Source organism: Pseudonocardia sp. ICBG1293, from assembly GCF_020131355.1.
Taxonomy (GTDB): domain Bacteria; phylum Actinomycetota; class Actinomycetes; order Mycobacteriales; family Pseudonocardiaceae; genus Pseudonocardia.
Window position 1 is genome coordinate 360,712 of record NZ_JAHLEL010000053.1, and the last position, 11,121, is coordinate 371,832.

The window sequence follows — 11,121 nt, forward strand, 5'->3', positions numbered from 1 at the left end:
GTCCGTTCCTCAGTGATCGATGTGCACGCCACGCGGCCCTGCCATGCCACGGACGTTCCTCACGGGTGCGCTCAGATCTTGGAGACCTGGTTGAACCCGAGCTCGACCGGGGTCTCCCGGCCGAAGATCGAGACCAGCACCTTGAGCTTCTGGGCGTCGACGTTGACCTCGGAGATGCTCGCGGGGAGCGTGGCGAACGGGCCGTCCATGACGGTGACCGACTCGCCGACCTCGAAGTCGACCTCGATGGTGGGGGCGCCGGACGAGGCGGAGCCACCGGTGGACGCGGCCCTGCCGGCCTCGGCCTCCTTCTTGGGGGCCTCGACCTTCGGCAGCAGGAACTTCACGACCTCGTTGATGGTCAGCGGCGACGGCTTCGACGTCGCGCCGACGAACCCGGTGACGCCCGGCGTGTTCCGCACCGCGCCCCAGGACTGGTCGTTGAGCTCCATCCGCACCAGGATGTAGCCGGGCAGCACCTTGCGCTGGACCTTCTTGCGCTGCCCGTTCTTGATCTCGGTGACCTCCTCGGTGGGCACCTCGACCTGGAAGATGTAGTCCTCGACGTCCAGGGTCTGCGCCCGGGTCTCGAGGTTGGACTTCACCTTGTTCTCGTAGCCCGCGTAGGAGTGGACGACGTACCAGTCGCCCGGGGCCCGGCGCAGTGCCGCGCGCAGCTCCTCCTCCGGGTCCACGTCCTCGGCGGGCTCCTCCGCGGCGGCGTCCGCCCCGTCGGTGTCCTCCGGGTCGGTGTCCTCGGCGTCGCCCGCGTCCTCGGCGGTCGGGACCGTCTCGCCCTCGCCGTCCAGCGTCTCCGCCTCGGCGCCGGGGGTGCTGTCGTCGTCGGCCTCGGTGTAGTCGCCGGAGACGGCGTCCTCACCGTGCGCCGCCTCGACGTCGGCGTCCTGGACGGCCTGCTCGGGCAGCGTCTCGTCGGCCGCGTTCTCGGCGACGGCGTCGATCGCGGCCTCGTCGGCCGCCTCGTCGTACGCCTTGCTGTCGGAGGTCACGTCCTACTCGCTTCCATTGTTCGGTGTCGGTCGGAGCCGGTCGGTGTTCGAACCGGCGTCAGTTGCCGAACAGCAGGGCGACGCCCTCGGCGAACGCCGAGTCCAGCACGAACACCAGCGCCACCATGATCGACACGAAGATCAGGACCGCGATGGTGTACTTCACCATCTGGCCGCGGTCGGGCCAGATGACCTTGCGGAGCTCGGCGACGACCTCGCGCAGGAACCGGGCGAGCCGGGAGAACAGCGACAGCTTCTTCTCCTTCGTCGCCGCGGTGGCGCGGGTCGGGGTGGCGCGGCCCTTGCCGGGGGTGCTCGCGGGGCCGGAGGCCCGCCGCCCACGACGGTCGGCGGCGTTGCTCGGGCGCTCCCGCCCGGGCCGCTCCGACTCGTGCTCGTCGCTCACGCGTGTCGCCCTCCGCACGTGGCGGGCGTCCGCCCGCCCTCGGTCACGTCCTCCGCTTCGGGAGGACCCTCGTCGCTTCGCCGTCCGTGCCGTCGGCCGCACCGCCGTGATCTCCGGCGTACTGCGGCGTCGTGGCAAGGGTGACAGGACTTGAACCTGCAACCTGCGGTTTTGGAGACCGCTGCTCTGCCAATTGAGCTACACCCCTTTGCCCCGGTCCGCCACGTGGCGGCGGGGCGGACGCACAGGATCGTCCGGTGCGTCCGGCTGGAACGAGTGTACGCACCCGCTCCCGCGGGCCCGTACGCCGGGTCGACTCACGCCGGGAGGACGACCTCGGCACGGGCCCGGCCGAGCACCGTCTTCCCCTCGAAGGACGCCGTGAGATCGACGACGGCGATCCGCTCGCCGTCGTCCTCGCGCACCTGGGCGACGGTGCCGGAGAGTTCGACGGTGGCGCCGGCGTCGTCGTCCGGGACGACGACGGGCCGGGTGAAGCGGGTGCCGTAGCTGCGGATCGCGGCCGGGTCACCGGTCCACGCGGTCAGCACCCGGCCGGCGAGGGCCATCGAGAGCATCCCGTGCGCGATCACACCGGGGAGTCCGGCCACCGAGGCGACGCGGTCGCTCCAGTGGATCGGGTTGAGGTCACCGGAGGCACCGGCGTAGCGCACCAGGTCGGCCCGGGTGACCTGCACCGTCAGCAACGGCAGGGGGTCGCCCTTCGCGCAGGCCGCGGCGGCCCGCGGGGTCAGCGGAGCACTCACGCGTCCCCCTCGGTGCCGGCGTCCTCGCCGGCGGGGCTGACCAGCATCGAGTGCGTGGTCGCCACCGGGAGGCCCGCCGCGTCGGCGACCTCGCAGCGCAGGGTCAGCATGTGGTTGCCGGCCCGGGTGCGCAGCTGGTCGACGTGCAGCACCGTGGTGAGTTCGTCGCCGGCCACCACCGGCCGGTGGAACGTGATCCGCTGGTCGCCGTGGACCATGCGGGTGTAGTCCCAGCCGAACGCGGGCTCCCGCAGGAAGCCCTCGATGACCGGCATCGTGAAGCAGGTCGGGAACGTCGGCGGGGCCACCAGGTCGGCGTGGCCCGCGGCACGCGCCGCGTCCACGTCGCGGAACAGCGGATCGCCGTCACCGATGGCGACGGCGAACTCGCGGATCTTCTCGCGACCGACCTGGTACGGCCCGACCGGGTCCGAGCTGTGCCCGACCCAGGACTGGTCGACCACCGTCAGCTCCGGGACTCGCTACGCGCTCAGCGGGTCTCGCGGTGCGCCCGGTGGGTGCCGCAGTTCCGGCAGAACTTCTTGATCTCGAGCCGGTCGGGGTCGTTCCGCCGGTTCTTCTTGGTGATGTAGTTGCGGTGCTTGCACTCCTCACAGGCCAGAGTGATCTTCGGCCGCACGTCCGTGGCCTTGGCCATCGCGGGTGCCTCCCAGCATGTCTCGTGAATGATGCGCCAACGTGGTGACGATGGCCGGACTTGAACCGGCGACACAGCGATTATGAGCCGCTTGCTCTACCAACTGAGCTACACCGTCATGCAAGAAGCCCCGCCGCATGCGACGAGGCCCCTTGTAGAGCCCCCTTACGGAATCGAACCGTAGACCTTCTCCTTACCATGGAGACGCTCTGCCGACTGAGCTAAGGGGGCGGCAGCACCGGTGGCCTGCGGGCCCGAAGGCCCCACTCTCACCGACGGGAAGAACTTTACACCGGGGTTCCGGGCCCCCGGACGGGGGGTCCCGGAACCCGGTACCCGCAGGTCAGCCGGTGTTCACCAGCTCGACTTGCGCACACCCGGCAGCGCGCCGTCGTGCGCCAGCTCGCGCAGCCGCACCCGCGAGACCCCGAACTTGCGCAGGTGTCCGCGCGGGCGCCCGTCGACGGAGTCGCGGTTGCGGACGCGGGTGGCGCTGGCGTCGCGCGGCTGGCGGCGCAGCTCGGCGACCGCGGCGGCCCGCTCCGGCTCCGGCGTCGACGGGCGGGCGATGAGCGCCTTGAGCTCGGCCCGCCGCTCGGCGTAGCGGGCGACGATCTCCTTCCGCCGCTCGTTCTTCGCGATCTGCCCGGTCGTGGCCATCAGACCTTCACCCCGTTCGCCCGGATCTTCGCGACCGCGGCGGCGACGCCGATCCGGTCCACCGTCCTGATCCCCTTCACCGAGAGCCTCAGCCTCACCCAGCGGTTCTCCTCGGCCAGCCAGTAGCGGCGGGTCTGCACGTTGGGGTCCCAGCGCCGGCTGGTGCGCCGGTGGGAGTGCGAGACCGACCTGCCGAACCCGGGCTCGCGGCCGGTGAGGTCACAGCGCCTCGACATCGGTCACCGCCCCGCGTGCGGGTAGGGCAGCAGGGCCATCTCCCGCGCGTTGCGGATCGCGGTGGCCACCCGCCGCTGCTGCTGACCGGTGAGACCGGTCACCCGGCGGGCGCGGATCTTGCCGCGGTCGGAGATGAACGTGCGCAGCAGCGCGGCGTCCTTCCAGTCCACGTGCTCGATCCCGCGCTGCTTCAGCGGGTTGGCCTTGCGGCGCGGCGTGCGCACCGGCTTGCCCCGTGCGGGCATCAGCGCTCCTCCTTGAACTCGACGTGCCTGCGGATCCTCGGGTCGTACTTGCGCAGTACCAGGCGGTCCGGGTCGTTGCGGCGGTTCTTGCGGGTCACGTAGGTGGTGCCCGTCCCCGCCGTCGAGCGCAGCTTCACGATCGGCCGGACGTCGGTCGACTTGGCCATCGCACCCCTCCTCTCAACATGGGAATCGTTTTCGTTTACGCTACACCGGACCGTGACCACGTCCGACTCCGGGAGGAAGTCATGACCGAGCTGGTGGTCCTGTGCGGGACCGAGCGCGACGGGGTGGACGCGACGATCACCCGGATGCGCGAGCTCGACCCGGGGGTCGTCGTGCTCCACCACGACCTGCGCGACCTGGGCCGTGGCCTGGTGCACCGGCGGCTGCGCACCCGGGGCGACGACGAGCGCACCGTGCTGGAGCTCGCGCACGGCTGCGTCAGCTGCACGATCCGGGAGGACGTGCTGCCGACGCTCGCCGCGCTGGCCGGGACCGTCGACCGCGTCGTCCTGCACCTGGACCCGCGGCTGGAGCCCGAGCCGGTGTGCTGGGCGCTCGGGTCGGTGCTGTTCGAGCCCGGCGGCGGCCGGGAGCCGTGCACCGCCGTCGACCTCGTCGACCTGCGCGGGGTGGTGGCCGTGCTCGACCCGGACACCTGGCTGGAGGACGCGACCGGCGAGGCGACGCTGCCCGAGCGCGGCCTGTCCACGCTGCCCGAGGACGAGCGGACGGTCGCCCAGCTGGCCGTCGGGCAGGCCGAGTTCGCCGACGTCCTGGTGCTGACCCGCCCGATCGGGCCGGGCGGCGCGGACCGGACCGCCGCCGTCCTGGACCGGCTGTGCCCGACCGCGCCCCGGCTGCTCGCCGGCCGCGCGGACCACCGGGTGTTCTGCGACGGGCTCGGCCCCGGGTCCCGCCGCGGCGTGCCCGGCGGGGTGCACGACCCGTTGCTGCGCGGCACACCACCGCTGGAGCCCGACAGCGGCGTCCGCACCCTGGTGTTCTCCGCCCGCCGCCCGTTCCACCCGGACCGGCTGCACGACGCGATCGACAGCCTGCTCGACGGGGTCGTACGGGCCCGCGGACGGGTCTGGCTCGCCACCCGTCCCGACGCGGTGCTGTGGGTGGAGAGCGCCGGCGGTGGCATGCGGATCGGCCACGCGGGCGACTGGCTGACGGACGCCGACGAGCAGGCCTGGACCGAGGCCGGCGACCAGCGGCGGGCGCTGGCCGCGCTGGCCTGGCACCCGCGCTGGGGCGACCGCGCCCAGGACCTCGTGGCCATCTGCCACGAGGCCGACCCCGACGAGATCGACGCCGCGCTGCGGTCCGCGCTGCTCACCGACGCCGAGATCGCCGCGGGCGAGGACGCCTGGACCGCCCTGCCCGACCCCTTCGGCTGGGCCCACGACGAGCCCTGCGCCGAGGCCGAGCCCGTGGGGCCGGCCGCCCTGGACGACCCCACCGTCCGTCCCGACCGAGAAGGAGACCTCTGATGGCCGTTCCCAAGCGACGGATGTCGCGATCGAACACCCGGCACCGCCGCTCGCAGTGGCGGGCGGCCCCGCCCGACCTGGTCCCGGTCACCCTCCAGGGGCGCCGGCACCTCGTGCCCCGCGCACTGGTCCCCGCCTACCGCCGGGGCCTGCTCCCCCCGCCAGCCGGGCGGGACTGAGGGCACCCCTTACGCCGGGCCCCGGGTGCTCCGCGCGGACGGCGTGGACACCCGATGCCCGGGCGGCCCCCTCAGCCGCAGTGTCGTCGCCATGCTGATGACACACATCCCGATGGACCACCTCGTCGCCCTCGCCGAGCAGCGCCGGGACCGGCTGCGGGAGGAGGCGGACCGGTACCGCACACAGCGGCTGCTGCGCGGGGCGGCCGGCCCGTCGGCGCCGCGACGGCTGTGGCTGCGGCTGCGGGCCCGGCGCACCGCCTCCGGCCGGGCGCGCCCGGGCGCCGGGGGAGCCGGGCCCGCGGCCGGCCCGTGCGCCGCGGCCGCGCCGCGTGCCTGAGCCCCGCACCGGGGAAGACGCCGCCGTCGCGGTGACCGCGGGAGTGTCGGTGGCGCGTGCCACGATGCGCCCCATGACCGCGGAGGGGGCCCACGGGACCGGTGCCACCGGACCGGGGACGGACGAGCTGGTGGGGCGGGCCGGCGAGCTCGCCGCGCTGCTCCGCGACCTCGACGCGGCCCGGGGCGGGAACGCCCGCGCCGTGCTGCTCGCCGGGGACGCGGGGATCGGCAAGTCCCGGCTCGCCACCGCGCTCGGCCGGGCCGCGGCGGGGGCCGGTGTGCAGGTCGTCGTCGGGCGCTGTCTCGACGCGGGCGGCTCCGCGCTCCCCTACCTGCCGTTCTCCGAGGTGCTCGCCGCGCTGGCCCACGCCGGCACCCCGCTGCGGCCGGTGCTGCACGGGCTCCTGCCCGGAGCCGAGGAGGCGCCGCGGCCCACCGCGGGCGACGGCGACTCCGGGCGGCTGCAGGTGTTCGACGCGGTGGCCGGCGCGGTCCGCGACGCGGCCGCCGGGGCACCGCTGCTCGTCGTGCTGGAGGACCTGCACTGGGCGGACCGTTCCACCCGCGAGCTGCTCGCCTTCCTGCTCGCCCGGCTGGGCTCCCAGCGGCTGCTGGTGCTGGGCACCTACCGCTCCGACGACCTGCACCGCAGGCATCCGCTGCGCGCCTCGCTGGCCGAGCTCGTCCGCCTGCCCTCCGTGCGCCGGGTCGAGCTCGGCCCGCTCTCCCCCGACGCCGCGCTGGCCCTGGTCCGGGCCCGGGCGGCCACCGGGGGTGTCGACGAGGCCACCCTGCGCCGGATCGCCGCCCGCAGCGAGGGCAACGCCTTCTACGCCGAGGAGCTCGTCGCGGCCGGCTCCGACGGCCTGCCGGGCGGGCTGGCCGACGTGCTGCTGACCCGGCTGGACCGGCTCGGCGGGCCGGCACGCGCGGTGCTGCGGATCGCCTCGCTGGCCGAGCGGAGCATCTCCCACGACCTGCTGCGCGAGGCGTCCGAGCTGTCCGGTGCGGACCTGGACGCCGGGCTGCGCGAGGCGGTGTCCCACCACCTGCTCGTCCCGGACCCGGCCCCCGGCACGGAGTCCTACGCCTTCCGGCACGCCCTGCTGCGCGAGGCCGTGCACGACGACCTGCTCCCGGGCGAGCGGGTACGGCTGCACGCACGGCTCACCGAGCTGCTGGCCCGCCGGGACGGCGACCCCGGGGTGGCGCCGCGCTCGCCCGGCACGCACTGGCCGCGCACGACCTGCCGCGGGCGCTCGCGGCGTCGGTCCGGGCGGCCGAGGAGGCCCACCGCAGGCACGGACCGGCCGAGATGCTCGTCCACGCGGAGCGGGCGCTGGAGCTGTGGTCCGCCGTCGAGGACCCGGAGCGGCTCACCGGAACCACCGAGAGCGCCCTGACCCGGGAGGCCGCCTGGGCGGCGAGCGCCTCGGGCGACCCGGACCGCGGTACCGCTCTGGGGGCCCGCGCCGTCCGGGTCGCCGACCTCACCGAGGGGCCGGCCGCCCGGGCCGAGGCCCGCCGGCACTACGCGATGCGGCTGCTCGACGACGGCGCGCGGCTCGACGCGGCGGTGGCCGCCGCCGCCGAGGCCGTCGCGCTGCAGGCCGGGGACCCGCCCGGCACGGACCTCGCGTGGTCGCACGCCGTGCTCGCGCGGGCGCACCTGAGCGCCGACCACGCCGAACCCGCCTGGTCGCACGCCCGGCAGTCGCTGGCGGTCGCCCGCGCCGTGCACGAGTCCGCGCCACCGGTCGAGGGGTCGGCCGAGTACCGCCACCTCAGCGCGGTGTGCGCCGACGCGCTGATCACCCTGGCCTTCTGCGCCCGGATGGAGGGGGACCCGCAGGCGGCCCGGGAGCGGCTCGCCGGGGCGGCCTCGCTCGCGGCGGCCTCCGGGAACCGGGTCGTCGAGCTGCGCACGGTGTGGAACCGCGGGGTGTCGTTCATCGAGGACGGCATGCTCGACGCCGCGGCGGACGAGCTCGCCGAGGGAGCCCGCCGGTCCGCCGAGTACGGCCTGCTCTGGGGCGGGTACGGGCTGGAGTTCCGGGTCGCGCTGGTGCGCGTCGACGTGCAGCGCGGGGAGTGGGACGCCGCCGCCCGGACCGCCGCCGATGCCGACCCCACACTGCCGTTGCGCGTCACCGGGCTGCTCGCGTCGGCGGGAGCGCTGGTCGCCGTGTTCCGCGGGGACCTCGACGACGCCGAGGAGCTGCTCGCCGCGCTGGCCGTGGAGCCACCGGCGCACGACCAGGCCGCGCTGCTGCAGGGCGTCGTCGGGGCCGAGTCGGCGCGCTGGCGCGGGGACCCGGCGCTCGCCGTGGACCGGGTCGCCGCCGCACTCGGGGTGTTGCGCGCGGAGTATCCGCACCACCTGGGCGAGCTCGTGCTGTGCGCACTGGGCGCGGCCGCCCGCGCCGACCTCGCGGAGGCCGCGCGCACCGCGGGGGATCCGGCGGCCTGCGCCGCGCACGCCGCGGCCGCGGCCGGGCTCGCCGACGAGGCCGCGCTGACCGCCGAACGCGGGCTGCCCCGCGGCACCACGGTCGGGCCGGAGGGCCGGGCCTGGCTGGCCAGGGCCCGCGCGGAGGCCGCACGGGCGGGCGGCGACGCGGCACCGTCGGTGTGGGATGTGGCCGTGGAGACCTTCGCCGGCTACGGGGACGGCTACCGCGCGGCGGAGGCCCGGTGGCGGCAGGCCGGGGCCCTCCTCGCACGGGCGCACCGCGGTGGCCACGACGACCGCGGGGAGGCCGACCGCCGCGCCGCCGCCGAGGACCTGGCCGTCGCCGCGGCCGAGGCCGACCGGCTCGGCGCCCGCCCGCTGGCCGACGCGGTCGCCGCGCTGCGCCTGCGGGCGGGCGAGGGCCGTCCCCGTCCCGGTCCGGAGCCCGGTGCGGGCGGTTCCCCGCTCACCCCGCGCGAGCACGCGGTGCTGGAGCTGGTCGCGCACGGTCTCACCAACCGGGCCGTCGGCGAGCGGCTGTTCATCTCCGAGAAGACCGTGAGCGTGCACCTGTCCCGGGCGATGGCCAAGCTCGGCGCCTCGGGCCGCACCGAGGCGGTCGCCCTCGCCCACTCCCGGGGCCTGCTCGCACCGCGGGACTGAGTCCGCGGCGCCACCCACCCCCGCCGGCCGGTCCCCGCACCGCGGGCCGCCCTCCGGCGCCCCGGGTTGTCCCGTCCGGACCGCACCGGGCCCCCGCGGGCCGTGACGTGCGCCACCCGGCGTGCCTAGGGTCGGCCGTACGCACGTCACCGGCAGACCGATGGAGGTCACGTCGCATGGTCGTCCACGGGGTCGTCCCGCCGTCCCGGACCGGCAGCGGGACGGAGGTGACCGCATGATCGCCCGCTCCCCCGCCCCGGCCCTGGACGTGCCCGCCCTGCCTGCCTCGGCGACGCTGCGTGGCGCCGCCGAACGGTTCGGTGACGACACAGTGCTGCACCAGGGCGGGCACGAGCTCTCCTTCCGTGGGCTGCTGGCCCGCGCGGCGGCGTTCGCGCACGCGCTGCACGCCGACGGGATCGGCCGCGGCGACGTCGTCGCCCTGCACCTGCCGAACTGCCCGCAGTACGCCCTCGCCTACTGGGGAACGCTGCTGGCCGGGGCGACCGTCACCCCGGCGAACCCGCTGCTGGCCCCGGACGACCTCGGCGCGCAGCTCGCCGACGCGGGGGCCGCCGTCGTCGTCAGCTGGGAGGCGGCACTGCCCGCGGTGCTCGCCGCACGGCCCGGGACGTCGCTGAAGCGACTGCTCGCCACCGGTGCCCACGGTGACCCGGAACTGCTGCCGGCGGAGGTCACCGGGCTCTCCGCCCACCTCGACGGCAGGCCGACCACCCCGCCCGGCACGGACCTGGAGCTGGATCCGGACCGCGACCTCGCCCACCTGGCCTACACCGGCGGCACCACCGGCCGGTCCAAGGGCGTCCGGGTCACCCATCGGCACGCGCTCACCAACGCGTTGCAGGCGGCGTGCTGGGGCACCGGAGCCCGGCCGGACGTGACGACCACCGCCCACGGGCCCGGCGTCGTCCTGGCCGACCCCGGCCCCGCGTCGGAGTTCCCGACCCCGATCGGCACCGGCCGGGCGATCGGGATCGCCCCCTGGTTCCACGCGATGGGCACGATCGGCGGTCTCCACGTGCCCCTGCTCACCGGGACGACGACGATCGTGCACGCCCGTTTCGACCCGCGCGCCTACCTGGCCGACGCCACCCGCTTCGCCGTCACCTCGCTGTCCGGGGCGCCGCCGGTGTACGCCGCGCTGCTCGCCCACCGCGACGCGGCCGGGGACCTGTCCTCGGTGCGGTCGCTGACCTCGGGGGCGGCGCCGCTGCCGACCGAGATCATCCGGGCGCTGCGCGACTGGCTCGGCGAGGACCTGGTCGTCTCCGAGGGCTACGGCCTGACCGAGGTCACGATGGCCGCCACCCTCGGTCCCGCCGCCCGGTCCGCGGACCGGCGCCCGGGCACGGTCGGGCTACCGATCGCGGGCACCGAGATCCGGGTCTCCGGCCCGGACGGCGAGGAACTCCCCGCCGGCGCCGAGGGCGAGGTGTGGATCCGCGGGCCGCAGGTCACCGGCGGGTACCACCGCCGCCCCGCCGAGACCGCGGCCGCCTTCGACGGCGACGGCTGGCTGCACACCGGCGACGTCGGAGTCCTGGACGACGACGGCTACCTGCGCATCGTCGACCGGCTCAAGGACATGCTGCTCCACAAGGGGTACAACGTGTACCCGCGCGATCTGGAGGAGCGGCTGCTGGCGCTGCCGGGCGTGACCGGCGCCGCCGTCGTCGGCCGGCCGGTGGGGGTCGCCGGCGAGCACCCGGTCGCGTTCCTGACCATCGCTGCGGACGCCGACGGGGACGCGGTCCGCGCCGCCGTCGACGGGCTGAACGAGCACCTGCTGCCCTACCAGCGGCTGCGGGAGGTGCACCTCGTCGGAACGATCCCGGTCTCCGCGGCGGGGAAGGTGCTCAAGCGGGATCTGCGCGAGCAGCTGCCACCCCTGCCCGGAGACGTGCCGAAGGAGTGACGCTCGACCACTGTGCGTGCACGCGCGAGCGCTGAGCGGGTGGGACGATACGTCCGATGGGTGG

15 protein-coding genes and 3 tRNA genes are annotated in these 11,121 nt (G+C 75.6%); 6 read left to right on the forward strand and 12 right to left on the reverse strand.

Annotation, left to right across the window (positions count from 1 at the left end; all coding sequences use genetic code 11):
• Positions 1–71 precede the first annotated feature (71 nt).
• From nusG to rpmG (KPF47_RS30645), 12 genes are all read right to left on the reverse strand, one after another.
• Complete coding sequence (nusG, locus tag KPF47_RS30590) at positions 72–1,010, reverse strand: transcription termination/antitermination protein NusG (RefSeq protein WP_224392249.1); 939 nt, start codon at positions 1,008–1,010, stop codon at positions 72–74.
• A 58-nt stretch (positions 1,011–1,068) separates the two neighbouring features.
• Positions 1,069–1,416 carry a preprotein translocase subunit SecE gene (gene secE, locus KPF47_RS30595; protein WP_224392250.1) on the reverse strand — a complete coding sequence of 116 codons (348 nt, stop codon included), beginning with the start codon at positions 1,414–1,416 and terminating at the stop codon, positions 1,069–1,071.
• 132 nt (positions 1,417–1,548) lie between these two features.
• Positions 1,549–1,624, reverse strand: a tRNA-Trp gene (locus KPF47_RS30600).
• A 109-nt stretch (positions 1,625–1,733) separates the two neighbouring features.
• Positions 1,734–2,183 carry a MaoC/PaaZ C-terminal domain-containing protein gene (locus KPF47_RS30605; protein WP_224392251.1) on the reverse strand — a complete coding sequence of 150 codons (450 nt, stop codon included), beginning with the start codon at positions 2,181–2,183 and terminating at the stop codon, positions 1,734–1,736.
• Positions 2,180–2,647, reverse strand: coding sequence for a MaoC family dehydratase N-terminal domain-containing protein (locus tag KPF47_RS30610; protein WP_224392252.1), 468 nt, complete (start codon positions 2,645–2,647; stop codon positions 2,180–2,182). The genes KPF47_RS30605 and KPF47_RS30610 overlap by 4 nt, the downstream gene beginning before the upstream one ends.
• A gap of 26 nt (positions 2,648–2,673) precedes the next feature.
• Positions 2,674–2,841: a 50S ribosomal protein L33 gene (rpmG, locus tag KPF47_RS30615; protein ID WP_085912561.1), complete on the reverse strand. Its 168-nt coding sequence runs from the start codon at positions 2,839–2,841 to the stop codon at positions 2,674–2,676.
• A gap of 42 nt (positions 2,842–2,883) precedes the next feature.
• Positions 2,884–2,959: transfer RNA gene (locus KPF47_RS30620), tRNA-Met, on the reverse strand.
• A gap of 40 nt (positions 2,960–2,999) precedes the next feature.
• Positions 3,000–3,072: transfer RNA gene (locus KPF47_RS30625), tRNA-Thr, on the reverse strand.
• Positions 3,073–3,195: 123 nt separating this feature from the next.
• Positions 3,196–3,501, reverse strand: a complete 306-nt coding sequence (rpsN, locus tag KPF47_RS30630) for a 30S ribosomal protein S14 (protein WP_073576499.1) — start codon at positions 3,499–3,501, stop codon at positions 3,196–3,198.
• On the reverse strand, positions 3,501–3,737 hold the full coding sequence (gene rpmB / locus KPF47_RS30635) for a 50S ribosomal protein L28 (protein ID WP_224392253.1): 237 nt from the start codon (positions 3,735–3,737) through the stop codon (positions 3,501–3,503). Before rpmB ends, rpsN begins: the two co-directional genes overlap by 1 nt.
• Positions 3,738–3,740: 3 nt before the next feature.
• The gene (gene rpsR / locus KPF47_RS30640) at positions 3,741–3,983 is read right to left on the reverse strand and encodes a 30S ribosomal protein S18 (RefSeq protein ID WP_224392254.1); all 243 of its coding nucleotides are present in this window, start codon (positions 3,981–3,983) and stop codon (positions 3,741–3,743) included.
• Positions 3,983–4,150, reverse strand: coding sequence for a 50S ribosomal protein L33 (rpmG, locus tag KPF47_RS30645; RefSeq protein WP_224392255.1), 168 nt, complete (start codon positions 4,148–4,150; stop codon positions 3,983–3,985). The genes rpsR and rpmG (KPF47_RS30645) overlap by 1 nt, the downstream gene beginning before the upstream one ends.
• Positions 4,151–4,231: 81 nt before the next feature.
• On the opposite strand from rpmG (KPF47_RS30645), the gene mrf reads away from it, so the two are divergent.
• The 6 genes from mrf to KPF47_RS30675 all read left to right on the forward strand — a co-directional run bounded on the left by mrf (position 4,232) and on the right by KPF47_RS30675 (position 11,057).
• Positions 4,232–5,485, forward strand: a complete 1,254-nt coding sequence (gene mrf / locus KPF47_RS30650) for a ribosome hibernation factor-recruiting GTPase MRF (protein WP_224392256.1) — start codon at positions 4,232–4,234, stop codon at positions 5,483–5,485.
• The gene (gene rpmF, locus KPF47_RS30655) at positions 5,485–5,664 is read left to right on the forward strand and encodes a 50S ribosomal protein L32 (protein ID WP_224392257.1); all 180 of its coding nucleotides are present in this window, start codon (positions 5,485–5,487) and stop codon (positions 5,662–5,664) included. The genes mrf and rpmF overlap by 1 nt, the downstream gene beginning before the upstream one ends.
• 91 nt (positions 5,665–5,755) lie before the next feature.
• Positions 5,756–6,004: a hypothetical protein gene (locus KPF47_RS30660; RefSeq protein WP_224392258.1), complete on the forward strand. Its 249-nt coding sequence runs from the start codon at positions 5,756–5,758 to the stop codon at positions 6,002–6,004.
• Positions 6,005–6,077: 73 nt separating this feature from the next.
• Positions 6,078–7,409 carry an AAA family ATPase gene (locus KPF47_RS30665; RefSeq protein ID WP_224392259.1) on the forward strand — a complete coding sequence of 444 codons (1,332 nt, stop codon included), beginning with the start codon at positions 6,078–6,080 and terminating at the stop codon, positions 7,407–7,409.
• Entirely contained in the window at positions 7,322–9,121 is a 1,800-nt protein-coding gene (locus KPF47_RS30670; protein WP_224392260.1) for a helix-turn-helix transcriptional regulator, read from the forward strand. The genes KPF47_RS30665 and KPF47_RS30670 overlap by 88 nt, the downstream gene beginning before the upstream one ends.
• A 235-nt stretch (positions 9,122–9,356) precedes the next feature.
• Positions 9,357–11,057 carry a class I adenylate-forming enzyme family protein gene (locus KPF47_RS30675; protein ID WP_224392261.1) on the forward strand — a complete coding sequence of 567 codons (1,701 nt, stop codon included), beginning with the start codon at positions 9,357–9,359 and terminating at the stop codon, positions 11,055–11,057.
• Positions 11,058–11,121: the final 64 nt, after the last annotated feature.